This window comes from Streptomyces sp. NPDC020898 (genome assembly GCF_044333925.1).
GTDB lineage: Bacteria > Actinomycetota > Actinomycetes > Streptomycetales > Streptomycetaceae > Streptomyces.
Map to the genome: position 1 here is coordinate 184,949 of NZ_JBIRRV010000013.1, position 26,050 is coordinate 210,998.

The following is a 26,050-nucleotide window of genomic DNA, read 5'->3' on the forward strand; positions in this document are numbered from 1 at the left end:
CAAGGGGCATGAACGCGAGCAGCACCGCCGCCACGACAGCGCCGCCGAGCGTCGCGCCGACGAGCACATCGTGCGGGTAGTGAACCCCCACCAGCACACGCAGCAGCGCGGCAGCCCCGGCCAGCGGCAGCGTGATCGCGGCGAGGCGGGGCCGCAGCACGGCGAGACCGACAGCCAGGCCGGCGGCCAGGGTGGCGTGGTTGCTCGGGAACGACCAGTCCCCCGCTCCGGGGCATTCCGCGATAGATTCGGCGCCTGCGCGTAACACACGGCAAGGACGCTCCTCGTCCACGACGAGCTTCACCGCTTCACTCACCGCATAGGCCGCGACGGTGCCGAGACCGGTCAGCACGGATCCGGCGACCTCCCGTGTGTCTTTGCGGCGGATTGCCGTCCACCACATCCAGACCAGCAGCATTCCGAGGATCACCAACGTGCCCTCGGTGGCCACTTCCAGGAGCGGGCCCAGCCACGACGGTGCATCCGCCACCGCCCCGGCCACCGACCGGTACGCGGATGCCGAAGCCCCACCCGTGACCTCGACAGCACCAGCTTCGCCCAGCCCACCGGGGGACAGCCAAGTGACAACTCCTGCTCCCACGCCCAGGACGGCCAACGCGCCGAGCAGCCGACCGGCTCGGACTTTCATTCGCGGTTCTCGTTCCATGAGGCCCGAACGTAGAAGCGGGAACAGTAGGGAACCCGAGCCAAACGGCAACATCGGACCTTGACGATCGTCAGGATTGACAGCTCCGGGCACCTTCGTTCCGCGTCACCGGACACACCCCGACCTTCAACAAACCTTCGTTTTCTGAAGATCGCTCTGCGAGGCCGCCCGGACCCCGCAGAGCTGTGACGTTCAGGGCTTCGTAGCACTGAATCCTCACCGCTATCCGGCGTGCTGCTCACCTCACTTCCACAGACCCGGGCTCAGGGGCTGGCGAAGTACGACCGCAGGGCCTCGATGGAAGGGGCATGGCTTGCATGGCCGTAGGGTGCGGGCGTTTTTGACTCGTCTGAAGCCGGGTGCCGAGTCACTCGTTCGGGTGTAGCGCAAGGGGTCTGGGTGTCGGCTGTGCAGATCGTTCCGGCCCTGGTCAGGAAACTTCTGCGACGCCCGATGGTACTGGCGTGCTTACTCCATCCGAGCCGGAGACCCTGGAGAATGCCGCGCATGACGTCACTGGACCGTACCGCGCACCTGCGGTGCAAGCGCACGATCTCCTTCCATGGGCCGCAAGTGGCGATTGCTCCCGCTGCGAGCTTTCAGTCATGAGCACTCCGCCGGGCCCGCCCAGCACTCCCGGGTCGAACACATCAGGAACTCCAAGTTCGCCGGGTACCCGCAGCGCTCCCGCTCCGAATCCACCGAGCACCCCCGGCATCCGAAGCCGCATCAACACAACGGTCCGCCGCCCCTTTGTGAAGAGTCTCATCGGTGCCGCCGCAGCGGCCTCCATCGCGGCCGTAATGGGATGGGTACCCAACCCGTGGGAAGGGGAACCCAAGGTTGACTTATCAATTTCGAAAACCGAGGCCCTCGATATGGATGTCGAGCACGTCGAGAGATCATCAGCAACCGGAGAGAAGACTGGTAAGTACCCCCTGGAGACTGCCGCCGCATCAGTTACTCTTCACAATGACGGGGAACTGTCTGCGGTGATTGTCGAAGTACGCGCCACTTTCGAAGAGGTCCGCAAGATTTCTCCCTGCAAGCCCATCGGTGGCGATCTGGCGATCACCGGGAAATACAGCTATGGCGTGCCGTCCAGCGTGTCCACCGGCTCCACGCAGACGCTCCCGGCGCAGTTCGAGGTAAAACCCCGCAGCGGCGATACCCTGGCAATCACATTCGGTCCAGAAGATCCTATCATCCATGCTTCTCCCCTCTGGCTCTACCGGGTGAAACTAGAACTCCGCGAGACCCACTCCGAGAACTTCTTTCCCGTTGACGGGGAATTTTCGATGGCTTCGATGCCGCATACAGCCTGGGCATTTTCAGACGACGCATGCATGCGCAAAATGGGCGACACCGTCGTCAACAAGTTCATGGCAGGAAAAAATGAAGGCGGCCACGTTGTGTCGCCCAGCCTGCGGGAGTTGCACAGCAAGAGCCGCGAACGATCCGGGCAATAACCGTGCCAAAGGGGGAGTGATGGGTAGAATCGTAGGCAGGGATGGGCAGGAGGGAAAGATCTCTCGACGCCTGCTAGTTACCGGTGCGGGCGCGAGCGCTCTCATCGGAGCCTGGTTTTGGCGCGAGCGGCCCGCCCCCTCCGAAATGCCGAAAGTCCTGGAACCGCCGCCTGGTTCGCCATCGCCGAGCAAAACCTCCACCGTAGTACCAAAAACGACAGCCTGGCCAATCGCTCTCATCGGAGAGCCCGTGGGGATGCCCCTGTTTGTACGGAGCGGTGCAACCCTGTTTACCGCACAGACCGGTGGTATTGTACGGGCTTTCGATGCCAAGGCGGGAGCGGAAAAGTGGCGTTTCACCCTGGATGGTATCGGTACACCCGCAGCAGGAAAACCGAATGCCAAGCCCGCCAAGGCAGTAGAGCTGACCACTCCGATTGTAACGAAGGGAATCCTCATCACCTCTGCCTACTGGATGGAGGATGACACCTCGCCGACATCGACTGGCAGAATCATCGCCCTGGACGCTCACACGGGCCACGAACTATGGCGCCGAACCACCAATGGTGTAGCGCATATGGCATTCGCTGGAGAACTGCTCCTTTTCGTCCCCAGGGGGGGTCCATACCGTCCGGACGGGACCGACGCACTATACGCCGTCAATGTGAAAACAGGTAAGGGGGTATGGGAATTCACACACCGCACCCACGATATCCAGAATTTTTTTCCCCACAGTGATGCGATTATCGTCTCCCGCATGGGCGGTGGCCTATTGAGCGGATTGAACCCTGCCACTGGAAAGGAAGACTGGTTCAGGGAACCCGGTATTGACGTAGATCAACCAGCATTTTCTGTGGGAGGTGCTGCCGTGGTCATTGGCGATTCTTTTGAGACAAGAAAGGTGGATGGATACACTACAGACAGTGCCCATATCTGCTGTGTAGTGGCCTCAACGGGGCGGGTCCTCTGGAAGCGCACATTTGAGCACAGCAGCTCCTCTGGGATCACCCTTGACGGGCTCTTGTACATCCATGCCGATAGTCAGTTGCTTGCTCTAGATCCTCTCACTGGACAGAAGATCTGGTCTCAAGTCAGCATCTCCGCAGAGGCTGTCAGTCAGACCCCAGCCGTCAGGGACGGTGTTGTCTCGGTTGGATGGGGAGTTCATTCAGATCGGGATATAACTAAATTTCCGATCGCGGGCTTCGATTCGGCTACCGGCCGCAAGAAATGGAGCTTCGAGCTGCCGATGTCCGGCGCACGGCCCGCTGTCATCGCAGGCAGGACGGCCTTTGTTACTGTCCTACTGAAGAAGGGGGTATCCGACTATCAACTGCTGCTAGCGGTAGACGTGCAGCGCGGCACGACTCTGTGGAAGCGGGAAATCGACCCAACCGCAACCGTTGAAGTAGACGGTGATCTGATTCGCGTCTACGGCAGAGAAATTGACGTCTTGAACCGCCGCACCGGTAGGCCGGTGCGCTGAGCCTCCTTGCCAAGGTTCGTAGTGGCGGACGTGGACGATGGCCTTGACGCGAGGGCGGCTGCACGCAGATCACCCGGATCATAGAGATCAACCGGCTCGGGACCATGATCCAGGAAAGTCGTTGAGACTGCCCGCAAATCCTTGATCATCTGAACCTGGCCCGCCAACTGCCGGTGGAAATTCAGCGCCGTGAAGCCCTGAACGTCACCAGCCGGGCCTCCTCGTCGCCAAACCACTTGTCCGCACCGAGATCAAGATCGGGTACGCGCGAGTCTCGACCAGCGGACAGAAGCTGGAGCGGCAGCTCGACGCGCTCACCGCCGCCGGGTGCAGGAAGATCTTCGCGGACAAGAAGTCCGGCAAGAACGCGCTCCGCCCCGAACTGCAGGCGCGCCACGCCTTCCTTGGCCCCGGCGACACCCTCGTCGTCCCAAGCCTGGACCGCTACGGCCGCAGCCTCCAGGACCTCATCGACATGGTCTCCAAACTACGCGAGCGCGGGATCGGCTTCACCTCGCTGCACGAGAACCTGGACACCACAACCCCCGGCGGCCGGCTCGTCTTCCACGTCTTCGCCGCGCTCGCCGAGTTCATTCGCGAACTCATCGTCATCGGCACCAACGAGGGCCTGGCCGCCGCCCGCGAGCGCGGCCGGGTCGGCGGGCGTCCGAGCGTCGCCACCGAGGAAGTCATCCGCGCCGTTCGCGATCTGCTGCCGGACCCCGGCCGCTCGATCACCTCGATCGCCAAGCTGCTGGGCGTCTCGCCGGGCACCTTCTACAACCACATTCCGGACCTGCGTGAGCTGCGCGCTGGCGCCGTGCCTCGTCAGCTCGAAGCGCCGACGAGGTGGGCCAGCTCCAGCAAGATCAATCTCAGCGGCACTTTCTGTACGTCAACTGCTCACGCCCGGTGACGCAGGGGCGGTCGGGGGCAGGACGACACGACGCGACCGCGCAACGCCTGCGTCCGCGAGGCACAGATCTGAGCGGTGCTGCCCGCGCTGAACCTGCACCTCAACGGCAGTTGGGCGGACGCGCCGTCGGCCGAGGAGGAGGAGGAGGAGGAGGAGGAGGAGGAGGAGGCGTATCAGTGCGAGCACCAGATCGAACTCGGCTGCGGGCAGCAAAAAGCACCTGATCTCGGCCACAGGCCGAGATCAGGTGCTGATCGCAAGGTGTCAAACTGTAATAAGTGTGTCCGAGGGGGGACTTGAACCCCCACGCCCGATAAAGGGCACTAGCACCTCAAGCTAGCGCGTCTGCCATTCCGCCACCCGGACCAGGTGTCTGCCGCTGCTCGGAGGTGTTCCCCGCAGCGACATGGACAACAATACCAAGCTTTCGGAGAGCCCTTCACCTGCATTTCCGTGGGTCGGGCAGCGCCCCGGGCCGGTCGGAGGAGCGGTTTCAGGGACTCGCAGGGAGCAACCGGAAGGTTACGGTGCAGGGGGCGAGGGCGCGGTCACTTCTCCCGCTCGTGGTACATCTTCCGCGTGTGTTCCGTGTGGGCCCGCATGATCTCCGTCGCCTGCTGCTCGTCGCGGTCCCTGATCGCTGCGATCAGCTCGCGGTGCTCGATCCAGGACTGCTGTCCGCGTTGCCGGGCGACCGGCGTGTAGTACCAGCGGACCCGGCGGTCGACCTGCGCCGCCAGCTCCGCGAGGACCGTGTTGCCGGCGAGCTCCATGACCTTCGCGTGGAGCCGGGCGTTCATGGCCACCGCCCCGTCCACGTCATCGGCGGCGACCGCGCGCTCACCCTCGGCGCACAGCTCCTCCAGCACGGTGATGGCTGCGGCACCCCCGTTGGCCGCGGCGAGCCTGGCCGCCTCGGCCTCCAACAGGGTGCGCACGGTGAGGAGTTGGTCGGCCTCCGCCTCCGTCGGCTCATGCACGAAGGCACCCTGGGCCGGTCGTAGGTCGACCCAGCCCTCGGTGCTCAGGCGCTGGAGCGCCTCGCGTACGGGCTGGCGGGAGACCCCGAGGTGTCCGGCGAGCTCGCTCTCGACGAGGTGCTGGCCGGGCTGCAGGGCGCGGGTGGTGATCAGTTCGAGCAGCGCCTCGTAGACACGGTCGCGCAGCGGACCGGGGCGTTCGAGCTTCGGCACCGCGCCCTGCGGCAGTCCTGTCGTCGACAGCATCACAGCCCCTCCCCTGCAGCGTCGTCGCTACACATGAGAGCCAAGTATGAATTGGCTTTCGCCTACAGTCTACGGCGCACCAACACCCGGGAAACGCAGCTCACGCGACGCGAAGAGCCGTCCGGGCGTCGCCGCGAACCCTTGCTGACATCATCTCCATCCTGTAGACAATATTTCGTCGACAGTTTTCGACAGTTCCGCGGTACACCCTCGGCCGAACGGAGCGCCATCCAGTGAAAGTCGCCATCCTCGGCGCCGGAGCCATCGGCGCCTATGTCGGCGCCGCCCTGCACCAAGCAGGCGCCGACGTCCACCTCATCGCCCGTGGACCGCACCTCGCGGCCATGAGGCAGCACGGCGTACGCGTGTTCAGCCCCCGCGGTGACTTCACCGCCCACGCCCACGCCACCGACAACCCGGCCGACATCGGCCCCGTCGACTACGTCTTCCTCGGGCTCAAGGCCAACTCGTACGCGGCGTGCGGGCCGCTCATCGAGCCTCTGCTCCACGAGTCCACCGCCGTCATCGCGGCCCAGAACGGCATCCCGTGGTGGTACTTCCACCAGCACGGCGGACCCCACGACGGCCACCGCATCGAGAGCGTGGACCCCGGCGGCGCGGTCAGTGCCGTACTCGCGCCGGAGCGGGCCATCGGCTGCGTGGTGTACGCGGCGACCGAGCTGGAAGGGCCGGGCGCCGTCAGACATCTGGAGGGCACCCGGTTCTCCATCGGCGAACCGGACCGCAGGCTCTCGGCGCGCTGCCAGGCCTTCAGCGAGGCCATGCAGGCCGGTGGACTCAAATGCCCCGTCGAACCCGACCTGCGCAACGACATCTGGCTCAAGCTCCTCGGCAACATCTCCTTCAACCCCATCAGCGCCCTCGCGCGCGCCACGATGCGCCAGATGTGCCACCACGGCGGCACCCGCCAGGTCATCCACACCATGATGGAAGAGACCCTCGCCGTCGCCGAGGCCCTGAACTGCCGTATCGGCATCTCCATCGAACGCCGCCTCGCCGGCGCCGAGAAGGTCGGCGACCACCGCACCTCCACCCTCCAGGACCTCGAACGCGGGAAACCCCTCGAACTCGACGTCCTCCTGACCGCCGTCATCGAACTGGCCGACATCACCGGCGTCGACGTCCCCACCCTTCGGACGGTCCACGCCATCAGCGACCTCCTCGCACTGGGGACCGCCGCATGATGCCGACCTAGTCGACCGACGGCACACGACGGCGGGACCTCTGCGGCGGGGAGCGCCCCCTGCGCCGCGGGGGTCCCGCCTTTGTCCACGGACCATGGTCCACGAGCTCAGCTTCGTCTCTGTGGATTCTGTATACCATCCATCTGTATACTGTCGTCCTGTATGCGTCTCAACCCAATGGCTCCTACATGGAGGCGACATGGAAGATCTCAATCCGGCGGTGGTACTGGGAATGGCCGCCCAGGCGCCCGACGGCATCGTGATCATCGACGGCGAAGGACTGATCCGCTTCTGGAACCGGGGCGCGGAGCGCATCTTCGGGTTCTTGGCGGGCGACGTGGACGGGCGCAGTCTGGACCTCATCATCCCCGAGCGGCACCGCAAGCGTCACTGGGACGGGTTCCAGGAGGCGATGGACCGAGGGACGACCAAGTACGGGGACGCCGATCTGCTGAACGTTCCCGCACTGGCGGCGGACGGCCGCAAGCTGTCCATCGAGTTCAGCGTGGTGCTGCTGCCGGGCCCGGACGGCAGCACGTACGTCGGGGCGGTCATCCGGGACGTCACCGCGCGACGGGAGCGGGAACGCGAGCTGATGCGGCGGCGGGCCGAGGCCGAGGCGGCGGTCTGAGTCTCGCCGGACAGCGCGGAGGGGGCCGTGGCCCGAAAGCCACGGCCCCCTCCGCGCTGTCCACGCCTACACGATCACCCCGGTCTCCTTCAGCCGACCGATGGTCTCCTCGTCGTAGCCGAGTTCGACCAGGACATCGGAGCTGTGCTCGCCCAGCAGCGGGGCACCGGCGACCTCCGGCTGGAAGGAGGAGAACTTCACCGGACTGCCGACGGTCAGATACGTGCCGCGGCCCTTCTGCTCGACCTCGACGACGGTGCCGCTCTTGCGCAGGTCCTCGTCGTAGGCGATCTCCTTCATGCTCATCACCGGGGCGCAGGGCACCTCCCACTCACGCAGGATGTTCACCGCCTCGTACTTGGTCTTGTCCGCGAGCCACTTCTCGATCTCGGCGAAGATCTCGAAGATGTGCGACTGGCGGGCGCGCGCGGTGGCGTACTCCGGGTCCTCGGCCCACTCGGGGTGGCCGATCGCCTCGGCGGTGCGCTTCCAGTTCTGCTCCTGGACGGTGAAGTAGATGTACGCGTTCGGGTCGTTCTCCCAGCCCTTGCACTTGAGCACCCAGCCGGGCTGGCCGCCGCCGCCGGCGTTGCCGCCACGCGGTACCACGTCGGTGAACTCGCCGTTCGGGTACTGCGGGTACTCCTCCAGGTAGCCGACCCGCTCCAGGCGCTGCTGGTCGCGCAGCTTGACGCGGCAGAGGTTGAGCACGGCGTCCTGCATGGAGACGGAGACCTTCTGGCCCTTGCCGGTCTTGTTGCGGTCGATGATCGCGGTGAGGATGCCGATCGCCAGGTGCATACCGGTGTTGGTGTCACCGATGGCGGCGCCGGAGATGGTCGGCGGGCCGTCCCAGAAGCCGGTGGTGGAGGCGGCGCCGCCGGCACACTGGGCGACGTTCTCGTAGACCTTGAGGTCACTCCAGGACGACTGGTCGTTGAAGCCCTTCACCGAGCCGAAGATCAGGCGCGGGTTGAGCTCCTGGATGCGCTCCCAGGAGAAGCCCATGCGGTCCAGCGCGCCCGGGCCGAAGTTCTCCACGAGGACGTCGGCGTCCTTGATGAGCTTCTCCAGGACCTCCTTGCCCTCGGCGGTCTTGGTGTTGATGGCCAGGGAACGCTTGTTGCTGTTGAGCATCGTGAAGTACAGCGCGTCGAGGTCCTCGATGTCCCGCAACTGCTTGCGGGTGACGTCGCCGCCGTTGGGGCGCTCCACCTTCAGGACGTCGGCGCCGAACCAGGCGAGCATCTGTGTGCAGGCGGGACCGGCTTGGACCCCGGTGAAGTCGATCACCTTGATTCCGGCGAGCGGCTTTTCACTCATGTCTGCTTCCTTTTCGTGAACGTACGCGTACGGAGCGGGAGTTCGAGGCACTGGTTCGAGGTGGTGGAGGGTCAGGGGTCACTTCTTCGCCGTGATGTTGCCGACGGTGATGCCCTTGGGGTTGAGGTGCGCGATGTGGCCGCTCTCGGTGCCGGCCGAGGGGTCGATCACGCAGTCGATGAGGGCCGGGCCGCCCGAGGCCAGGGCCTCGGTGAGGGCGGCGGTCACCTCGGCGGGTGTCGTGGCGCGGTAACCCTTGCCGCCGAACGCCTCGATCATGAGGTCGTGGCGGGCCGCGCCCATGAGAGTCGTCGGCGAGGGGGCGTCGTCGTACGGATTGGTGTCGTCGCCGCGGTAGACGCCGCCGTTGTTCATGATCACGGTGACGACGGGCAGGTTGTAGCGGCAGATCGTCTCGATCTCGATGCCGCTGAACCCGAAGGCGCTGTCGCCCTCGACGGCGACGACCGGTGCACCGCTCTCGACGGCGGCGGCGATCGCGTAGCCCATGCCGATGCCCATGACGCCCCAGGTGCCGCTGTCGAGGCGGTGGCGCGGTACGTGCATGTCGATGACGTTGCGCGCGATGTCCAGGGCGTTGGCGCCCTCGTTGACGAGGTACGTCTCCGGGCGCGCGCGGATGACATCGCGTACGGCCTTCAGCGCGCCCATGAACTGCATGGGGTGCGGGTCGGCCTCCAGGCGCTTGGCCATCTTGGCGACGTTCTGCGCCGAACGGGCGCCCAGTTCCTCCCGCCAGGCCGAGGGGGCCGTGATCTGGCCGGGCTTCGTGCGCTCGGCGAGTGCTTCGAGCACCGACTCGATGTCGCCGACGAGCGGGGCGGCGATGGGCTGGTTACTGTCGATCTCCCTGGGGTCGATGTCGATCTGGACGAACTTGGCGTCGGGGTTCCACCCCGTCTGGCCGTGCCCCAGCAGCCAGTTGAGGCGGGCGCCGATGAGCATCACGACGTCGGCCTTCTTCAGCGCCAGGGAACGCGCGGTGGCCGCCGACTGCGGGTGGTCGTCGGGCAGCAGGCCCTTGGCCATCGACATCGGTACGTACGGGATGCCGGTGGACTCGATGAACTCCCGGACCCTGTCGTCGGCCTGCGCGTATGCGGCGCCCTTGCCCAGCACCACCAACGGCCGCTCGGCGCCTGCCAATAGCTCGATCGCGCGGTCCACGGCCTCCGGCGCCGGCAGTTGGCGCGGGGCGGGGTCGACGAGGCGGCTGAGCGTCTTCGCGCCCGCCTCGGCGGGCATGATGGAGCCGAGCACCGCGGCGGGGATGTCGAGGTAGACGCCGCCGGGGCGCCCGGAGATCGCGGTGCGCAGCGCGCGGGCGATGCCCCGGCCGATGTCCTCCACGCGGCTGACCCGGTAGGCGGCCTTGACGAACGGCTGCGCGGCGGCGAGCTGGTCCATCTCCTCGTAGTCGCCCTGCTTGAGGTCGACGAGGTGGCGCTCGCTGGAGCCGGAGATCTGGACCATCGGGAAACAGTTGGTGGTCGCGTTCGCCAGCGCGACCAGGCCGTTGAGGAAGCCGGGTGCCGACACGGTCAGCGCCACACCGGGCTTCTTGTTGAGGTAGCCGGCCGCCGCCGCCGCGTGTCCGGCGTTGCTCTCGTGCCGGAAGCCGATGTAGCGGATGCCCTGTGCCTGGGCGAGGCGGGCCAGGTCGGTGATCGGGATGCCGACCACTCCGTAGATGGTGTCGACGTCGTTCATCTTGAGCGCGTCGACGACCAGGTGGTACCCGTCGGTGAGCTCGGTCGGAACGTCGGCTGCTGCCGCGGTCTCCAGGGGCGAGGGGGCGGTCATGGTCCGAGGTCCTCCTTGGGCAGGTCCTGCCGGAGCGGCTACTCCTCTCACCATCCGCAGCGCGTCCGCCCGCGTCCAAGACCCATCGGCGACCAGCCGATAACCAACGTCTATCGACCGCCGGCCAAGGCGTCGCCAACTCCCTTGATAGACGGCTGCTATCGGCCGTTCACCAGTGCGTATTGGACGCCGACCGCAGGTCACCGCAGGCTCGCAGAGGACTGTTCCATCAGATCTGGCGCGAGGGGGTGGGGTCATGGCCGCTGAGGCCGCGGCATCCGTGCGCGACACGGACCGGTACCGGCCTCCAGTGGTCACCGGCCTCGTCGATCTCCTCGACCGACAGGTGCGTGAACGCCCGTACGCCCGGGCTCTCGTCGTCACCGGGGAGCGGGTGCACCTCTCCTACCGGGGACTCGCCGCTCTGGCCGACGACGTGGCAGCCCGGCTCGGCCGCACGGGGTTGGGCCGCGGCGACGCGGTCGGCCTGATCTGTGCCAACACCGCGGAGTTCGTCGTCGCGCTGCTCGGCGCGACGCGGGCGGGTCTGGTGGTCGCACCCCTGGATCCGGCGCTGCCGGGGTCACAACTCTCCGCGCGGCTGGGGGCGTTGGGGGCACGGGCGGTCCTCGTCGGTCCGTCGGCAAACAGGGCCGCGCTGCCGGTACCCGCATGGCCCCTGCGGGTGGACGTCTCCCGGGCGGGCACGGCGGCGGTCACGCTCGACACCGGTGCCGTACCCCACGTGCGGGGCGCGGCCGGTGAGTTGTCGGATCGGGACGCTCTCGTCCTGTTCACGGCGGGCACCACCGACCGGGCGAAGATGGTTCCGCTGACCCACGCCAACGTGGCCGCGTCCGTCCAAGGGGTGTGTGCCACCTACGAGTTGGGCCCTGGTGACGCGACGGTCGCGGTGATGCCGTTCTTCCACGGCCACGGGCTGTTCGCGGCGCTGCTGGCGTCCCTGGCGAGCGGCGGCTGCGTACTGCTGCCTGCGCGGGGGCGGTTCTCGGCGGGCACGTTCTGGGACGACATGCACGCCGTGGCCGCCACCTGGTTCACGGCGGTGCCGGCCATCCACGAGATCCTCCTGGACCGGTCGGAGCGGGAGTACCCGGGCCCGCAGGCGCCGCCCCTGAAGTTCGTACGGAGCTGCAGCGCGCCTCTCAACACGGCCACGCAGCGCGCGCTGGAGCGCACGTTCGGCGCTCCGCTGCTGTCCGCGTACGGGATGACCGAGTCCTCGCACCAGGCGACCAGCGAGCCGCTGCCCGGTCGGGGCGCCCTGAAGCAGGGGTCGGTCGGCCGGCCGGCCGGGGTCGAGGTCAGGGTCGTGGACCGGAGCGGGCGGGCGTGTCCGGTGGGCGTCGAGGGCGAGGTGTGGGTGCACGGTCCGACCGTCGCCCGTGGCTATCTCGGCGACCGGGACGGGACGGCGTACACCTTCGTCGACGGGTGGCTGCGCACCGGTGACCTGGGCGCGCTGGACGAGGAGGGGTATCTGTCGCTGACCGGGCGGATCAAGAACCTCATCAACCGTGGCGGGGAGAAGATCGCGCCCGAGCATGTCGAGGACGTCCTCGCCGGTTGCCCGGGCGTCGCGGAGGCTGCCGTGTTCGCCGTGTCCGACGCGGTGTACGGGCAGCGGGTCGGCGCCGCGGTGGTGGTGCGCGCGGGTGAGAGCGTCGGGCCCGCGGAGATCCTGCGGTACTGCCGGGACCGGCTGGCCGCGTTCGAGGTGCCGGACCGGATCGAGTTGGCCGCCGCTCTGCCGTACACCGCGAAGGGAGGACTGGACCGGAAGGCGGTGCAGGCCCGGTACGCGCCCTGACGGGGAGGGTTCAGCGCACGCGGGGCTCGGCGGTCGGCAGTGGGCGGGCGAAGAAGTCGTCCAGGGACAGGCCCGTCGCGGCGTTGACGAACGCGCGGGCGGCGACCGAGCCCGGTGTGGCCGCGTGGATCGCCACGGAGACCTGGGCGCCGGCCTCCGGGTCGACCAGGGGGAGCGCTCTGGTCCGGCCGACGACCGGCATGGCGCGCAGCCAGGTGTGCGGTACGACGCTCGCCCAGCCGCCGCCGCCCACGTGTGCGTAGAGGGAGGCGATGGAGTCCGTCTCGACCTGCGGGGTCACCACGAACCCCTTCTCGGCGAACACGGTGTCTACAATCTGCCGGATCCGCATGTCGGGCGTCAGCAGCGCCAGCGGCAACTGGGCCGCGTCCGCCCACGTCACGGTGGCTGACTGGGCGACGAGTTGGTCGTCCGACACCAGCAGCATGTACCGCTCCTGGTAGAGGGGGACGACCTGCAGCCCCTCCTGGTCGCCCGGGTCGAAGTGGGCGATCGCCACGTCCAGTTCGAAGTCGCGCAGCTGGCGGTGGAGTTCCTTGGTCGACAGCCGGGAACGGACCTGCACCTTGGCCAGCGGGTGCGCCGCGCAGAACGCGGCCACGGGAAGCGCGAGGGTGGTGGACGCCGTGGGGTCCGTGCCCAGCCGCAGTGTTCCCGTGATGCCGGACTGCACGGCGGCCACCTCGGCCTTGAACGCGTCCTGTTCGGCGAGGATGCGCTTGGCCCACACGACGAGCCGTTCACCTTCCGGGGTGAGGCCCTGGTAGTTGTGCCCGCGGTTGATCAGAGTGACGTTCAGCTCCCGCTCCAGCTTGGCTATCGCCGCCGAGAGCGCCGGCTGGGAGACGTAGCAGGACTCCGCGGCCCTGGCGAAGTGCCGTTCCCTCGCCACCGCCACGAAGTACTCCAGCTGCCGGAACAGCATGAACGACTCCTCTCTGTCCGGGGCCGCCCCAGCCTACGGGTCAGCGCAGAAGCTTCACGGCGGCGACCACCAAGGGGTCGAGACCGTCGGCTCCGGCGTCGACGAACTCGTACAGTTTGGTCCGCATGCGCGGGTCCCAGAACCTGACGATGTGCGCCGCGATCTCCTTGGCGGCCCGCTCCCCCGGCAGGTGTCCGAGGTTCGCGGCGATGTCGTTCGCCATCCGGCGCTCCGCCGGCACGGTCGCTGTCATCTCAGTCCACCACCATGATCAGGTCGTCCGCCGCCGGTTTTGCCGCCGGTTCCGCTTTCGCGGCCTCGCTCGGCCGGGCGAGGCCGACCTGTACGGCGGTCACCTTGTACTCCGGGCAGTTGGTCGCCCAGTCGGAGTTCTCCGTGGTCACCACGTTGGCGCCGGTCACGGGGTGGTGGAAGGTGGTGTAGACGACACCGGTAGGCATCCGGTCGGCGATCTGCGCGCGCAGCGTCGTCTGTCCGACGCGGCTGGCCAGGGTGACCATGTCGCCGTCCTTGATGCCGCGGTCCTCGGCGTCGTGGGGGTGCAGTTCGAGGATGTCCTCGGGGTGCCAGGCGACGTTGCCGGTACGGCGGGTCTGCGCGCCGACGTTGTACTGGCTGAGGATGCGTCCCGTGGTGAGGACCAGGGGGAAGCGGCGCGTACTGCGCTCGTTCGTCGGGACGTAGGAGGTGACCACGAACCTGCCCTTGCCGCGCACGAATTCGTCCACGTGCATGATGGGCGTCCCTTCCGGCGCCTGCTCGTTGCACGGCCACTGGATGCTGCCGAGCTTGTCGAGGAGCTCGAAGGAGACTCCGGTGAACGTCGGTGTGAGCGAGGCGATTTCATCCATGATCTGGCTCGGATGGCCGTACGCCATCGGGTATCCCATGGCGGTGGCTATCTCGCTGACGATCTGCCACTCGTGCTTGCCCGTCTTCGGCTTCATCACCGCGCGGACCCGGTTGATCCGGCGTTCGGCGTTGGTGAACGTGCCGTCCTTCTCCAGGAAGGACGCGCCGGGCAGGAAGACATGCGCGAACTTGGCCGTCTCGTTGAGGAACAGGTCCTGTACGACGACCAGTTCCATCGCTTCGAGGGCGGCGGTGACGTGCTTGAGGTTGGGGTCCGACTGGGCGATGTCCTCGCCGTGGACGAACAGGCCGCGGAAGGTGCCGTCGATCGCCGCGTCGAACATGTTCGGGATCCGAAGTCCCGGCTCGGCGAGGAGAGTTCCGCCCCAGAGGTTCTCGAACACGGTGCGTACCGCGTCGTCGGACACATGGCGGTAGCCGGGGAGTTCGTGCGGGAACGAGCCCATGTCGCAGGAGCCCTGCACGTTGTTCTGGCCGCGCAGCGGGTTCACGCCGACGCCGTCCCGGCCGATGTTGCCGCACGCCATCGCGAGGTTGGCCATTCCCATGACCATGGTCGAGCCCTGGCTGTGCTCGGTGACTCCGAGGCCGTAGTAGATGGCTCCGTTGCGGGCGGTCGCGTACAGCCGTGCGGCGGCCCGCAGTTCGGCGGCCGGTACGCCGGTGATCGGTTCGACCGCCTCCGGGCTGTTCTCCGGGCGGGCGATGAACTCCGCCCACTCGTCGAAGTGCTCGCACCGCGCGTCCACGAAGGACCGGTCGACCAGGCCCTCCGTGACCACCACGTGCGCCATGGCGTTGACGACGGCGACGTTGGTGCTCGGCCTGAGCTGGAGGTGGTGCTGCGCCTCGATGTGCGGCGAGCGTACGAGGTCGATGCGGCGCGGGTCGACGACGATGAGCTTGGCGCCCTCGCGCAGCCGCCGCTTCATCCGGGAGGCGAACACCGGGTGCCCGTCGGTGGGGTTGGCGCCGATCACCATGATCACGTCGGCCTCGGCCACGGAGCGGAAGTCCTGGGTGCCCGCCGACTCCCCGAAGGTCTGCTTGAGTCCGTATCCCGTCGGTGAGTGGCAGACGCGGGCGCAGGTGTCGACGTTGTTGTTGCCGAAGGCGGCGCGCACCATCTTCTGTACGACGTACACCTCTTCGTTGGTGCAGCGGGAGGAGGTGATGGCGCCGACCGAGCTGGTTCCGTACCGGTCCTGGAGTTCGCGCATGCGGCGGGCGACCGTACCGATCGCCTCGTCCCACTCGACCTCGCGCCAGGGGTCGGTGATCCTTTCCCGCACCATGGGCTTGAGGACCCGGTCGGGGTGGGTGGCGTAGCCGAAGGCGAAGCGGCCCTTCACGCAGGAGTGGCCCTCGTTCGCGCCGCCGTCCTTGTGCGGGACCATGCGCACGAGTTCGTCGCCGCGCAGCTCGGCCTTGAAGGAGCAGCCGACGCCGCAGTACGCGCAGGTGGTCACAACTGACCTGGTGGGCATGCCGAGTTCGACGACCGAGCGCTCCTGGAGAGTCGACGTCGGGCAGGCCTGCACGCAGGCGCCGCAGGAGACGCACTCGGAGTCCATGAAGGACTCCCCCGCCCCCGCCGAGACCTTGGAGTCGAAGCCGCGCCCCTCGATGGTGAGCGCGAAGGTGCCCTGCACCTCGCCGCAGGCGCGTACGCAGCGGGAGCAACTGATGCACTTGGACGGGTCGAAGTCGAAATAGGGGTTGGACGTGTCCTTCTCGGCGTCTAGGTGGTTCTCCCCCTCGTAGCCGTACCGGACCTGCCGGAGCCCCACCACTCCTGCCATGTCCTGGAGTTCGCAGTCGCCGTTGGCCGGGCAGGTGAGGCAGTCCAGGGGATGGTCGGAGATGTACAGCTCCATGACGCCCTGGCGGAGCTTCTCCACCTTCGGCGTCTGGGTGCTCACCTTCATCCCGTCGGCGCACGGTGTGGTGCAGGACGCCGGAGTGCCGCGCCGGCCGTCGATCTCGACCACGCACAGCCGGCACGAGCCGAACGCCTCAAGGCTGTCCGTCGCGCACAGTTTGGGTATCTCGATGCCTGCCTGCGCGGCGGCGCGCATCACCGAGGTGCCCTCGGGGACGGTCACCGGCAGGCCGTCCACCTCCACCGACACCGTTGCCGGGCCGGGCCTTTCCGGGGTTCCGAAGTCGGGTTCCTTGAGAAGGCTCATGCCGTGCCCTCCGTCCTCACACCTGTGGCGTGTACGGGTTGGATCTCCAGGAGTCGACGGCCGCCGAGGAAGTCGTCGGGGAAGTGCGTGAGGGCGCTGCGTACGGGCATCGGGGTCAGTCCGCCCATCGCGCACAGCGAGCCGTCGGTCATCAGGTCACACAGGTCTTCCAGCAGGGCCAGGTTCTCGTCCCGGTGCGTGCCGGCGACGATCTTGTCGATCACCTCGACGCCCCGTACCGAACCGACCCGGCAGGGTGTGCACTTGCCGCAGGACTCCTCGGCGCAGAACTCCATCGCGAAGCGGGCCTGCGCCGCCATGTCGACGGTGTCGTCGAAGACGACGATCCCGCCGTGCCCGAGCATCGCGCCGGCCTCGGCGAACGCCTCGTAGTCCATGGGCAGGTCGAACATCGAAGTCGGCAGATAGGCGCCGAGCGGGCCGCCGATCTGCGCCGTGCGCACCGGGCGTCCGGTACGGGTGCCGCCGCCGTAGTCCTCGATCAGTTCCCGGAGGGTGATGCCGAAGGCGGTCTCGACGATGCCGCCGCGTGCGATGTTGCCGCCGAGCTGGAAGACCTGGGTGCCGCGCGAGCGGCCGACGCCGAGGTCCTGGTAGGCCTTCGCGCCGTTCGCGAGCACGACCGGGACGGTGGTCAGGGTGAGGACGTTGTTCACGACGGTCGGCTTGCCGAACAGGCCCTCGATCGCCGGGATCGGCGGCTTCGCGCGGACCGTGCCGCGCTTGCCCTCCAGGCTCTCCAGCATGGAGGTCTCCTCGCCGCAGATGTACGCGCCGGCCCCGACGCGGACATGCAGGTCGAAGTCGAGCGCGGAGCCGAGGATGCCCTTGCCGAGCCAGCCGTGCTCGCGGGCGATCCCGATCGCCTCGCGCATCGTGGCGATCGCGTCCGGGTACTCGGAGCGGATGTACAGGTAGCCCTCGCTCGCGCCGACCGCGTGCGCGGCGATGGTCATGCCCTCGATGAGCAGGAACGGGTCGCCCTCCATGACCATGCGGTCGGCGAAGGTCCCGCTGTCGCCCTCGTCGGCGTTGCAGCAGACGAACTTCATCTCGTCGGCGCAGTCGAGGACCGTCTTCCACTTGATGCCGGCCGGGAATCCGGCGCCGCCGCGACCGCGCAGTCCGGATTCGGTGACCTGGGCGACCACGTCGGCGGGTGCCATGGCCAGTGCGGTGCGCAGCCCGGCGACGCCGCCGTGCTCGACGTAGTCCTGTGTCGACAGGGGGTCGGTCACGCCCACTCTGGCGAAGGTGACGCGCGTCTGGCGGGCCAGCCAGGGCAGTTCGTCGACGAGGCCGAGCCGCAGCGGGTGTTCCGCGCCCTCCAGCATGCCGGCGGCCAGGAGCCCGTCCACGTCCTCGGCGGCCACCGGGCCGTAGCCGACGCGGCCCTGCGGGGTCACGACCTCGACCATCGGCTCCAGCCAGAGCATGCCGCGCGAGCCGTTGCGTACGACCTCGACGGCGAAGTCCCCGCGCGTGGCGGCACCTTGCAGGGCGCCGGCGACCTCGTCCGCGCCGACGGACCTGGCCGCCGAGTCGCGGGGGACGTAGACCGTCGCCGCGGAGTGCGAAGAGTTGTTCATGATGAGACCGTCCCGCCCAGCGTCCCGTTGAGGATGGAGCCCAGTCGGGCCGGGCCCACTCGTCCGTACAGTCGTCCGTTCGCCTCGACCGAGGGCCCCAGCGCGCAGTTGCCGAGGCAGAAGACCTGCTCGACGGTCACCGACCCGTCCGCTGTCGTCTCCCCCAGGGTCAGTCCGGACTCGCGCGCGTAGCTCACGAGGCGGTCGGCGCCCACGGCTTGGCATGCCTCGGCGCGGCAGATGCGTACCGTGACGCGGCCCGCGGGCTCGCGGCGGAAGTCGTGGTAGAAGGTCACCACTCCGTGGACGTCCGCCCGGGAGAGGTTGAGCTCGTCGGCGAGCACCGGAATCGCCTCCTGCGGCACATGGCCCAACTCGGCCTGGACCGCGTGCAGTACGGGCAGCAGCGCGCCCCGCTGACCCCGGTGATCGGCCACCACCCTCCGGACCACGCTCTCGACCGTCACGTCGCTCCCGCTGGTCGTCATGATCGATCCGCCTTCCGTCACGCGGGTCCCGGCTCGGGTGCAGGAGACTCAGACAATACCCCATACAGGCTTCTGTATACAGACGACACGAAGAACTCCGAGATGCGCGCCCCACGGTGGACCGCCCAAACGCCATGTTGCATACCAAAACCTGTATGCTGAAACTTCCGTCGCAGCAACCCTCTCGGCGGCCACCTCTTGGCAAAGCCGTCGGCCCGGCGGCAGAACGGGACAACCATGCGCGAGGCACTCACGGCCGCAGCGTCCCGGCGCGTCACCCGCCCGGCACCCCTGCGCCAGGCCGTGTACGACGCCCTTGCCGAACTGATCGTCAGTGGCACCCTCAAGCCCGGCCAGCACCTGGTCGAGGCCGAACTCGCCGAGCACCTCGGAGTCAGCCGACAGCCGGTCCGCGAGGCCCTTCAGCGGCTCCAGAGCGCGGGCTGGGTCGACCTGCGGCCCGCGCAGGGCGCCTTCGTCCACTCCCCCACCGAGGAGGAGGCCGCCCAACTCCTCGGTGTCCGCTCGGTGCTGGAGACCTACTCGGCCCAGCTCGCCGCCCGCAACGCGAAGCCCGAGGACGTCGAACGTCTCTGCGAGCTCCAGTCGCAGGGCGTGGACGCGCTCGCCGCCGGTGACGTCGAGCGCCTGGTCGCGGCCAACACGGCGCTGCACGCCTGCATCACCTCCGTGGCCGCGAACGACGTACTGGCCGAACTGCTCTCGCAGGTGGACCAGAAGGTGCGGTGGTACTACACCCCCATCGCCAAGCCCCGCGGCAAGGAAGCCTGGAACGAGCACACCCAGCTCATCAAGGCCATCTCCCGGGGCGACGCGGACCGCGCGGGCGAGATCATGCGCAAGCACACCGAGCGCACCGCCGACTTCTATCGCCGGCAGATCGCCGCTGGGGCGAGCAAGGACTGACGTCGACCGACGTCCACAGGAACATCCGAACGAGCCGTCCGGATCGACCGCCCGAACCGGCCCTCCCCAGGCTGGAGTTCAGGCTGGAGTTCAGGACCGCGTGAGGGATTCGGCGGGCCGGACTCCGACGGGCGCGAGGTCGCCCGTCCGCCCAGCGGCGGCGGCCTGTAGTTCGAGCAGCCACGGCAGGACCGTGCGCAGCACGATGTCGAGCCCGCCGCCGTCCGCGCCGAGCCGCACATCGGCGGGCACCAGCACCGGATCGGCGACCACCGTGGACGTCGCGCTGCCGGGCGGCCCCACGGCGTCCGGCCGGGCCGGCACGAACAGGTCCGGAGCGTGCGCCGGAACCCCCCAGAGGCTCAGGCCGTCCGGCGCGCCGAGCGGCCGGGAGGACCAGACGTAACTGTCGGCCTCCCCCGCCGCGACCACCCGGCGTTTGCGCGCACGCAGGGCGACCACGCCACCGGAGCGAACGGCCGTGCAGCGCGGCATGAGCAGGTGGGCCTCCATCTCGCGCCCGGCATGGTCGTCCTCCATGAGGGCGAGGCTGCTGAGGTGGCGTCCGGCGGCGATCTCCCCTCGCACCCAGGGGCTGCCGTACGACTCGATGACGGCGACCGCGGTGTAGTGGGACCGGAGCACGGCTGCCGTCGCCGGACAGACCCGCGCGGTCCGTGCCACCACCTCGGCGGCTTCCGGCAGGCCCAGCCCGGCGCCGCCGAACTCGGTCGAGACGGTGAGCCCCAGCAGTCCGGTGGCCCCGAAGGCCGTCACGGCACCACGGGGAAATCTGCCTTCCCTGCCGGTCAGTTCGGCGCAGGGCGCGACGGCACGGGTCAGGACTTCTGCGAGAGCGGTGCGGTACGACAACGGAGTGACCCCCTCGGGAGTGATTGCATACAGTATTCTGCATGCCTTCGCCGGGCACCAGGGGTCGAAGCGCCAAATTCCACGCCCGCCAGTACGGGCAGCGCAGAAATGGCTATTGCATACTAAACTCAGTATCCCGAAGTTGATGTTCGTCGTTGCCGTCAGCAGTCGAACGAGGGAGAGGGCCCATGCCCGACACACCCGCCGTCGCAGCGCGGGGCCCGATCCCCCGGCCCGCACCACTGCGCCAGGCCGTCTACGACACCCTGACCGAACTGATCATCACCGGCTCCCTCAAGCCCGGCCAGCACCTCGTCGAAGCCGACCTCGCCGAACACCTCGGCGTGAGCCGCCAGCCCATACGCGAAGCCCTCCAACGGCTGCACACCGCCGGCTGGGTCGACCTGCGCCCCGCGCAGGGCGCCTTCGTCCACTCCCCCACCGCCGAGGAGTGCTCCCAACTGCTCAGCGTCCGGGCCATCCTGGAGACGCACTCCGCACGCGGCGCCGCCGAGCACGCCACTCCCGCCGACGTAGCCCGACTGTGGGAACTCCAGCGAATCGGCCTCAGGGCCCTCGCGGCCGGCGACGCCCGGGCCATCGTGGAGGCCAACGCGGCCCTCCACTCCCACATCACGCATCTCTCCCGCAACGCGGTCCTGGCCGAGCTCATCCCCCAGGTGGACCGGCGCGTCCGCTGGTACTACATGCCCATCGCCAAGCCCCGCGGCACGGACGCCTGGAGCGAGCACGCCCGGATCATCGAGGCCATCGCCGACGCCGACCCCGACCGCGCCGAACACCTCATGCGCCGGCACACCGCGAACACCACCGACTTCTACTGCGAGCAGATCGCCGCGATGACCGACCGGAGCGGGTGACGGCTAGGGCGCTTCTGATGGATCTCCGTGGACGCCGCGGAGATCCATCAGAAGCGCCCTAGGGCCGGGGCTCAGGACCGGGGGTCCGTCTCCCGGAGCAGCCCGGTCGCCACGTCGAAGACGAAGCCGCGGACGTCGTCGGTGTGCAGCAGGAACGGGTTGGTGCGCACGCGCTGCATCGACTGCCGTACGTCCTGGTCGACGTCCCGGAAGGCCTCCACCGCCCAGGCGGGGCGCTGGCCCACCTCGTCCTCCAGCTCGTGCCGGAAGTCCTCCGTGAGGGACTCCAGGCCGCAGCCGGTGTGGTGAATGAGGACGACACTGCGGGTACCGAGCGCGCGCTGACTGATGGTCAGGGAGCGGATGGTGTCGTCGGTGACCACGCCACCGGCGTTGCGGATGGTGTGGCAGTCGCCGAGCTCCAGACCGAGCGCGGCGTGCAGGTCGAGGCGGGCGTCCATGCAGGCCACGACCGCTACCTGGAGCACCGGACGGGCGTCCATCCCCGGGTCGGCGAAGGCGGCGGCGTAGGTGCGATTGGACTCCACGAGCCGGTCCGTGACCGTCCCGGTCCCGGTCCCGGTGTCGGTGTCGGTGTCGGTCCCGGGGCCGGGTGTGCTGGGGGCCCACTGGGCGAAACGGGGTGCGTGTGTCGACATGCTGGCTACCTCACTCCAGTCGGATTCGCCGGATGGGACGGAAAAACGTCCCGGGCACGGGCGGCTGCGCCGTGCCCGGGACGAGGCGGAAGCGGCGTCGGTCAGATCACGCCCTGCGCTTGGAGGGACGACAACTCGTCTTCCTCAAGGCCGAGTTCGCGGATGAGGATTTCTTCGGTGTGCTGGCCCAGGAGGGGCGGGGTGGTGATGTGGGTGGGGGAGTCGGAGAGTTTGAGGGGGTTGCCGACGGTGGTGAAGGGGCCGCGTTCGGGGTGGTCGACGGTGACGATCATGTCGTTGGCGGCCAGCGAAGGGTCTTCGATGATCTCTTTCGTCGACAGGATCGGCCCGCAGGGAATGTTGTGGGTGTTCAGCTGTTGCAGGACCTGCCCTTTGGGCAGGGTGGAGGTCCATTCCTCGATCAGCTGGAACATTTTCGCGAGTTTCGGCAGGCGTGCCTGGGGGGTGGCCCATTCGGGGTCGTCGGCGAGTTCGGGCCGGCCGATCAGGGCGGTGAGGGGGGCCCATCCGACGGGCTGGACGATGACGTACACGTAGTCGTTGGGACCCCCGGGCGCGCAGCGCACGGCCCAGCCGGGCTGCCCGCCCCCCGACGCGTTGCCCGAACGGGGCACCTCGTCGCCGAAGCCGTCGTTGGGATACTCCGCGAGCGGGCCGTGGGCCAGCCGCTGCTGGTCCCGCAGTTTCACCCGGCACAGGTTCAGGACGGCGTGCTGCATCGCCACGTCCACCCGCTGCCCCCGCCCGGTCCGCTCGCGCTGCAGCAACGCGGCCAGGATCCCCGCCACGCAGTGGACACCGGTGCCGGAGTCCCCGATCTGCGCACCCGTCGCCATCGGCGGCCCGTCCTCCAGGCCGGTGGTCGCCATGGACCCGCCCATCGCCTGCGCGACCACCTCGTACGCCTTGAAGGCGGTGTACGGGCCCGGCCCGAACCCCTTGATCGACGCGTACACGATCCTCGGGTTGATCTCCCGGATCCGCTCCCAGGTGAACCCCATCCGCTCCACCGCACCCGGCCCGAAGTTCTCCACCATCACATCCGAACGCCGGATCAGCTCCGTGAGGATCTCCCTGCCCCGCCCGGTCTTCGTGTTCAGCGTGACACTGCGCTTGTTGCAGTTGAGCATCGTGAAATACAGGGAATCCACCTCCGGCACATCCCGCAGCTGCCGCCGCGTGATGTCCCCGCCCGGAGCCTCCACCTTCACCACATCCGCACCCAGCCACCCCAGCAACTGCGTCGCCGACGGCCCCGACTGCACATGCGTCATATCCAGCACACGAACACCCTCAAGAGCCCTCGTCATGATCGCCACCTCATTCGTACGTCGACGTGTGTGCACGTGATGTCCAGAACGCGGCACCCTCGCACGGGCGCCACCCGGCCGCCGGTCACGGCATGAGCTGGTACTCGGGGAAGTTCCCGGGGAGCCGCTCCCCCACCGGTCCCTGGGTCACCGCGCGCACCAGCAGCTCGCCGCCGACGAACGCACCGCGCCAGGACGCGCCGAACCCGCCGAACAGTTCGTCGCGGTCGCCCCGCGAACGCGGCGTGCCGTGGCCGACCTTGAACGCGCGGATCTGCGGGGCGAGGCGGTCGAAGGTCGCCCGGTCGTCCGTGGACAGCGTGGCCACCAGTGCGCCGTTCGAGGCGTTCATCGCGGCCAGCAGCTCCGCCTCCGTGTCGACGAGGACGATGGTGTCGACCGGCCCGAACGGCTCCGCGTGATGCAGCGGTGAGGACGGCGGCGGATTCAGGAGGGTGACCGGCTGGACGTACGCCGAGGTGTCCTGGCCGGGCAGGAAGCGGGCGTCGGCCTGGTCGGCGCGGTGCAGCGGGACGGCGCCGCGGTCGACGGCCTCGGCGATCTGGTCGTGCAGTTCCTTCGCCTTGGCCGCGTTGATCACCGGCCCGAAGTCCAGTGCCGGGTAGGGGTCGTCGGCGTTCTCGACGGCGAGCGGATGCCCGAGGCGCAGGGTGCGCACCGCCGGGAGGTAGGCAGCCAGGAACTCGTCGAACAGCTGCCGTTGGACGACGAAGCGCGGGTACGCCGTGCAGCGCTGCTTGCCGTAGTCGAAGAGCTTGGGGATGACGGCCGTGAGGGCGTCCCAGTTCGAGAAGTTCCAGATGCCCCAGGTGTTGAGCCCCTCCTGTTCGAGTACGTGACGCTTGCCGAGGTCGGCGACGGCCGTGGCCACCGCGGCGCCGGTGTCGCGGCCGCCGACGAAGGAGACGCAGCCGATCTCGGGCGCCCGCACCAGCGCCTCGGACAGCTCTCCCCCGCTGCCGCTGACGAGGGTGACGGGAATCCCCTCACGGGCGGCGAGCGCGCAGGCCAGAGTCAGACAGGCGACACCGCCGTCGGTCGGGGTCTTGGCGATGACCGCGTTGCCTGCCAGTGCCTGTACCAGCATCGCGTGAACGAGCACGCTCATCGGGTAGTTCCAGCTGGCGATGTTGGACACCGGCCCGTGCAGCGGGACCCGGTCGGCGACCATCGGCTCGATGCCGTCGACGTACCAGCGCACGCCGTCGATGGCCCGGTCGACGTCCGCCTGCGCGAGCCGCCATGGCTTGCCGATCTCCCAGACAAGCAGGAGGGCGAGGAGTTCGCGGTGCTGGGCGAGGGCGTCGAGGGTGGCCGCGACGCGGGCGCGGCGTTCGTCGAGCGGGATGTGGCGCCAGGCGCGGTGCTGGTCGAGGGAGGCGCGGACGGCCTGGCGGGCGGTGTCCCGGTCCAGGCGCGGCGGGCCGGCGATCGGGCTGCCGTCGACGGGGCTGGTGGCGGGCAGGGCCCGGCCGTCCGCCCGCCAGGCCGCGTTCCAGAGGTTGAGGACGCGGTCGTCGCGGAACGCCTCGGGGGCGACGGTGAGGCATCGCTGCCAGGCGTCGGTCCAGGACGTACCGGACTTCACCACGAGGTGGGTGGAGTTGAGGGTGGTTGCCATGCGGTGTCTCCGCTCTCGGTGCACAGTCGGGGGCGGGGGGTGCGAGGGGATCAGGGGTGCGATGACCGCCGTACGGACCGGCGGTCATCGCCTGTCAGGCAGGGGTGGCGTCGCGGTCGGCCGCCAGCAGGGCGAGCACCAGGCGGGCCGTCTCGGTCGGGGTGTTTCCCACCTGGACGCCGACCGCCTCCAGCGCTTCCTTCTTCGCCTGCGCCGTGCCCGCCGAACCGGACACGATGGCGCCCGCGTGCCCCATGGTCCTGCCCTCGGGCGCGGTGAAGCCGGCGATGTAGCCGACGACGGGCTTGGTGACGTGCTCCTTTATGTACGCGGCCGCACGTTCCTCCGCGTCGCCGCCGATCTCCCCTATGAGGACGACGAGTTCGGTGTCGGGGTCGTCCTGGAAGGCGGCCAGGCAGTCGATGTGCGTGGTGCCGACGACGGGGTCGCCGCCGATGCCGACACAGGTGGAGAAGCCGATGTCCCGGAGCTCGTACATGAGTTGGTAGGTGAGGGTGCCGGACTTGGAGACCAGGCCGACAGGGCCCGGCTTGGTGATGTCGGCCGGGATGATGCCCGCGTTGGCCTGGCCGGGTGTGATCAGCCCCGGGCAGTTGGGGCCGACGATCCGGGTGCCCTTCTCCTTCGCGTACGCGGTGAAGGAGACGGTGTCGTGGACGGGGATGCCCTCGGTGATGACGACGGCGAGTCCGATGCCGGCGTCGGCCGCTTCGACGACGGCGGCCTTGGCGAAGACGGGCGGTACGAAGACGACGGTGACGTCGGCTGCGGTCGCCCGTATGCCGTCGGCGACCGACCCGAAGACGGGTACGGCCATGGGGGCACCTCCCAGGCCCTTAAGGCACTGGGGGACGTCGAAGTCGACGGTGCGGCCGGCCTTGCGCGGGTTGACGCCGCCGACGATGTTCGTGCCGGCCGCGAGCATGCGCCGGGTGTGTTTCATGCCCTCGCCGCCGGTCATGCCCTGGACGAGGACCTTGCTCTCCTTGGTGAGGTAGATCGCCATGTGCC

General features: G+C 68.5%; 22 protein-coding genes, 1 tRNA gene and 1 pseudogene. 8 read left to right on the plus strand and 16 right to left on the minus strand.

Annotated elements, in window-relative coordinates; genetic code table 11:
* Nucleotides 1-25 precede the first annotated feature (25 nt).
* Nucleotides 26-721, minus strand: a pseudogene (locus tag ACH4TV_RS33840) (phosphatase PAP2 family protein); the annotation flags it as partial.
* A 701-nt stretch (nucleotides 722-1,422) separates the two neighbouring features.
* On the opposite strand from ACH4TV_RS33840, the gene ACH4TV_RS33845 reads away from it, so the two are divergent.
* Nucleotides 1,423-2,136, plus strand: coding sequence for a hypothetical protein (locus ACH4TV_RS33845; RefSeq protein WP_398404913.1), 714 nt, complete (start codon nucleotides 1,423-1,425; stop codon nucleotides 2,134-2,136).
* 256 nt (nucleotides 2,137-2,392) lie between these two features.
* The gene (locus ACH4TV_RS33850; RefSeq protein ID WP_398404915.1) at nucleotides 2,393-3,622 is read left to right on the plus strand and encodes a PQQ-binding-like beta-propeller repeat protein; all 1,230 of its coding nucleotides are present in this window, start codon (nucleotides 2,393-2,395) and stop codon (nucleotides 3,620-3,622) included.
* Nucleotides 3,623-3,803: 181 nt separating this feature from the next.
* Here the strand turns inward: ACH4TV_RS33850 and ACH4TV_RS33855 are convergent, their stop codons facing one another.
* The gene (locus tag ACH4TV_RS33855; protein WP_398404917.1) at nucleotides 3,804-4,019 is read right to left on the minus strand and encodes a hypothetical protein; all 216 of its coding nucleotides are present in this window, start codon (nucleotides 4,017-4,019) and stop codon (nucleotides 3,804-3,806) included.
* On the opposite strand from ACH4TV_RS33855, the gene ACH4TV_RS33860 reads away from it, so the two are divergent.
* A complete protein-coding gene (locus ACH4TV_RS33860) occupies nucleotides 3,915-4,538 on the plus strand; it encodes a recombinase family protein (protein ID WP_398405157.1) in 624 nt (207 codons plus the stop codon). The two genes, ACH4TV_RS33855 and ACH4TV_RS33860, sit on opposite strands and share 105 nt — an antisense overlap.
* A 281-nt stretch (nucleotides 4,539-4,819) precedes the next feature.
* On the opposite strand, the gene ACH4TV_RS33865 is transcribed toward ACH4TV_RS33860, so the two are convergent.
* Together ACH4TV_RS33865 and ACH4TV_RS33870 are read right to left on the minus strand one after the other, a co-directional pair.
* Nucleotides 4,820-4,904 (minus strand) — tRNA-Leu (locus tag ACH4TV_RS33865).
* Nucleotides 4,905-5,086: 182 nt separating this feature from the next.
* Nucleotides 5,087-5,764, minus strand: a complete 678-nt coding sequence (locus tag ACH4TV_RS33870; RefSeq protein WP_398404919.1) for a GntR family transcriptional regulator — start codon at nucleotides 5,762-5,764, stop codon at nucleotides 5,087-5,089.
* A gap of 233 nt (nucleotides 5,765-5,997) precedes the next feature.
* Between ACH4TV_RS33870 and ACH4TV_RS33875 the strand changes: the two genes are divergently transcribed.
* Nucleotides 5,998-6,969 carry a 2-dehydropantoate 2-reductase gene (locus ACH4TV_RS33875; RefSeq protein ID WP_398404921.1) on the plus strand — a complete coding sequence of 324 codons (972 nt, stop codon included), beginning with the start codon at nucleotides 5,998-6,000 and terminating at the stop codon, nucleotides 6,967-6,969.
* Nucleotides 6,970-7,168: 199 nt separating this feature from the next.
* Nucleotides 7,169-7,600 (plus strand): PAS domain S-box protein, encoded by a 432-nt coding sequence (locus ACH4TV_RS33880; protein WP_398404923.1) that lies wholly within the window; start codon nucleotides 7,169-7,171, stop codon nucleotides 7,598-7,600.
* Nucleotides 7,601-7,666: 66 nt separating this feature from the next.
* Here the strand turns inward: ACH4TV_RS33880 and frc (ACH4TV_RS33885) are convergent, their stop codons facing one another.
* Together frc (ACH4TV_RS33885) and oxc are read right to left on the minus strand one after the other, a co-directional pair.
* Nucleotides 7,667-8,923: a formyl-CoA transferase gene (frc, locus tag ACH4TV_RS33885; RefSeq protein ID WP_398404925.1), complete on the minus strand. Its 1,257-nt coding sequence runs from the start codon at nucleotides 8,921-8,923 to the stop codon at nucleotides 7,667-7,669.
* 78 nt (nucleotides 8,924-9,001) lie between these two features.
* Nucleotides 9,002-10,747: an oxalyl-CoA decarboxylase gene (gene oxc / locus ACH4TV_RS33890; protein ID WP_398404927.1), complete on the minus strand. Its 1,746-nt coding sequence runs from the start codon at nucleotides 10,745-10,747 to the stop codon at nucleotides 9,002-9,004.
* A 256-nt stretch (nucleotides 10,748-11,003) separates the two neighbouring features.
* Here oxc and ACH4TV_RS33895 point away from each other — a divergent pair, with 256 nt between their 5' ends.
* Nucleotides 11,004-12,578 carry a FadD7 family fatty acid--CoA ligase gene (locus tag ACH4TV_RS33895; protein ID WP_398404929.1) on the plus strand — a complete coding sequence of 525 codons (1,575 nt, stop codon included), beginning with the start codon at nucleotides 11,004-11,006 and terminating at the stop codon, nucleotides 12,576-12,578.
* 10 nt (nucleotides 12,579-12,588) lie between these two features.
* Here ACH4TV_RS33895 and ACH4TV_RS33900 read toward each other — a convergent pair whose 3' ends face one another.
* From ACH4TV_RS33900 to ACH4TV_RS33920, 5 genes are read right to left on the minus strand one after another with little or no spacing between them, the layout of a single operon-like run.
* Nucleotides 12,589-13,524, minus strand: a complete 936-nt coding sequence (locus tag ACH4TV_RS33900; RefSeq protein WP_398404931.1) for a LysR family transcriptional regulator — start codon at nucleotides 13,522-13,524, stop codon at nucleotides 12,589-12,591.
* Nucleotides 13,525-13,564: 40 nt separating this feature from the next.
* Nucleotides 13,565-13,777, minus strand: coding sequence for a formate dehydrogenase subunit delta (locus tag ACH4TV_RS33905; RefSeq protein WP_398404933.1), 213 nt, complete (start codon nucleotides 13,775-13,777; stop codon nucleotides 13,565-13,567).
* A 1-nt stretch (nucleotide 13,778) separates the two neighbouring features.
* Nucleotides 13,779-16,607: a formate dehydrogenase subunit alpha gene (fdhF, locus tag ACH4TV_RS33910; RefSeq protein ID WP_398404935.1), complete on the minus strand. Its 2,829-nt coding sequence runs from the start codon at nucleotides 16,605-16,607 to the stop codon at nucleotides 13,779-13,781.
* Entirely contained in the window at nucleotides 16,604-18,217 is a 1,614-nt protein-coding gene (locus tag ACH4TV_RS33915) for a formate dehydrogenase beta subunit (protein ID WP_398404937.1), read from the minus strand. The genes fdhF and ACH4TV_RS33915 overlap by 4 nt, the downstream gene beginning before the upstream one ends.
* Nucleotides 18,214-18,705, minus strand: coding sequence for a formate dehydrogenase subunit gamma (locus tag ACH4TV_RS33920; RefSeq protein ID WP_398404939.1), 492 nt, complete (start codon nucleotides 18,703-18,705; stop codon nucleotides 18,214-18,216). Before ACH4TV_RS33920 ends, ACH4TV_RS33915 begins: the two co-directional genes overlap by 4 nt.
* 237 nt (nucleotides 18,706-18,942) lie before the next feature.
* Here ACH4TV_RS33920 and ACH4TV_RS33925 point away from each other — a divergent pair, with 237 nt between their 5' ends.
* On the plus strand, nucleotides 18,943-19,632 hold the full coding sequence (locus ACH4TV_RS33925) for a GntR family transcriptional regulator (protein WP_398404941.1): 690 nt from the start codon (nucleotides 18,943-18,945) through the stop codon (nucleotides 19,630-19,632).
* 90 nt (nucleotides 19,633-19,722) lie between these two features.
* Here ACH4TV_RS33925 and ACH4TV_RS33930 read toward each other — a convergent pair whose 3' ends face one another.
* Complete coding sequence (locus ACH4TV_RS33930; RefSeq protein WP_398404943.1) at nucleotides 19,723-20,505, minus strand: acyl-CoA dehydrogenase family protein; 783 nt, start codon at nucleotides 20,503-20,505, stop codon at nucleotides 19,723-19,725.
* Between the two features lie 188 nt (nucleotides 20,506-20,693).
* Here ACH4TV_RS33930 and ACH4TV_RS33935 point away from each other — a divergent pair, with 188 nt between their 5' ends.
* On the plus strand, nucleotides 20,694-21,386 hold the full coding sequence (locus ACH4TV_RS33935; protein ID WP_398404945.1) for a GntR family transcriptional regulator: 693 nt from the start codon (nucleotides 20,694-20,696) through the stop codon (nucleotides 21,384-21,386).
* Nucleotides 21,387-21,457: 71 nt separating this feature from the next.
* Here the strand turns inward: ACH4TV_RS33935 and ACH4TV_RS33940 are convergent, their stop codons facing one another.
* The 4 genes from ACH4TV_RS33940 to sucD form a co-directional block, all read right to left on the minus strand.
* The gene (locus tag ACH4TV_RS33940; protein WP_398404947.1) at nucleotides 21,458-22,045 is read right to left on the minus strand and encodes a beta-class carbonic anhydrase; all 588 of its coding nucleotides are present in this window, start codon (nucleotides 22,043-22,045) and stop codon (nucleotides 21,458-21,460) included.
* Between the two features lie 101 nt (nucleotides 22,046-22,146).
* The gene (gene frc, locus ACH4TV_RS33945; RefSeq protein WP_398404949.1) at nucleotides 22,147-23,376 is read right to left on the minus strand and encodes a formyl-CoA transferase; all 1,230 of its coding nucleotides are present in this window, start codon (nucleotides 23,374-23,376) and stop codon (nucleotides 22,147-22,149) included.
* A gap of 85 nt (nucleotides 23,377-23,461) precedes the next feature.
* Complete coding sequence (locus ACH4TV_RS33950) at nucleotides 23,462-25,018, minus strand: aldehyde dehydrogenase family protein (RefSeq protein WP_398404951.1); 1,557 nt, start codon at nucleotides 25,016-25,018, stop codon at nucleotides 23,462-23,464.
* A 94-nt stretch (nucleotides 25,019-25,112) separates the two neighbouring features.
* Nucleotides 25,113-26,045: a succinate--CoA ligase subunit alpha gene (gene sucD, locus ACH4TV_RS33955; RefSeq protein WP_398404953.1), complete on the minus strand. Its 933-nt coding sequence runs from the start codon at nucleotides 26,043-26,045 to the stop codon at nucleotides 25,113-25,115.
* Nucleotides 26,046-26,050 lie beyond the last annotated feature (5 nt).

Bases quoted from the DNA above. Each gene is read 5' to 3' on its own strand.
- ACH4TV_RS33850 (WP_398404915.1), top strand. From the start codon at position 2,393: ATGCCCCTGTTTGTACGGAGCGGTGCAACCCTGTTTACCGCACAGACC.
- ACH4TV_RS33870 (WP_398404919.1), bottom strand. From the start codon at position 5,764: ATGCTGTCGACGACAGGACTGCCGCAGGGCGCGGTGCCGAAGCTCGAA.
- ACH4TV_RS33880 (WP_398404923.1), top strand. From the start codon at position 7,169: ATGGAAGATCTCAATCCGGCGGTGGTACTGGGAATGGCCGCCCAGGCG.
- frc (WP_398404925.1), bottom strand. From the start codon at position 8,923: ATGAGTGAAAAGCCGCTCGCCGGAATCAAGGTGATCGACTTCACCGGG.
- oxc (WP_398404927.1), bottom strand. From the start codon at position 10,747: ATGACCGCCCCCTCGCCCCTGGAGACCGCGGCAGCAGCCGACGTTCCG.
- ACH4TV_RS33895 (WP_398404929.1), top strand. From the start codon at position 11,004: ATGGCCGCTGAGGCCGCGGCATCCGTGCGCGACACGGACCGGTACCGG.
- ACH4TV_RS33900 (WP_398404931.1), bottom strand. From the start codon at position 13,524: ATGCTGTTCCGGCAGCTGGAGTACTTCGTGGCGGTGGCGAGGGAACGG.
- ACH4TV_RS33905 (WP_398404933.1), bottom strand. From the start codon at position 13,777: ATGACAGCGACCGTGCCGGCGGAGCGCCGGATGGCGAACGACATCGCC.
- fdhF (WP_398404935.1), bottom strand. From the start codon at position 16,607: ATGAGCCTTCTCAAGGAACCCGACTTCGGAACCCCGGAAAGGCCCGGC.
- ACH4TV_RS33915 (WP_398404937.1), bottom strand. From the start codon at position 18,217: ATGAACAACTCTTCGCACTCCGCGGCGACGGTCTACGTCCCCCGCGAC.
- ACH4TV_RS33920 (WP_398404939.1), bottom strand. From the start codon at position 18,705: ATGACGACCAGCGGGAGCGACGTGACGGTCGAGAGCGTGGTCCGGAGG.
- ACH4TV_RS33925 (WP_398404941.1), top strand. From the start codon at position 18,943: ATGCGCGAGGCACTCACGGCCGCAGCGTCCCGGCGCGTCACCCGCCCG.
- ACH4TV_RS33935 (WP_398404945.1), top strand. From the start codon at position 20,694: ATGCCCGACACACCCGCCGTCGCAGCGCGGGGCCCGATCCCCCGGCCC.
- ACH4TV_RS33940 (WP_398404947.1), bottom strand. From the start codon at position 22,045: ATGTCGACACACGCACCCCGTTTCGCCCAGTGGGCCCCCAGCACACCC.
- frc (WP_398404949.1), bottom strand. From the start codon at position 23,376: ATGACGAGGGCTCTTGAGGGTGTTCGTGTGCTGGATATGACGCATGTG.
- ACH4TV_RS33950 (WP_398404951.1), bottom strand. From the start codon at position 25,018: ATGGCAACCACCCTCAACTCCACCCACCTCGTGGTGAAGTCCGGTACG.
- sucD (WP_398404953.1), bottom strand. From the start codon at position 26,045: ATGGCGATCTACCTCACCAAGGAGAGCAAGGTCCTCGTCCAGGGCATG.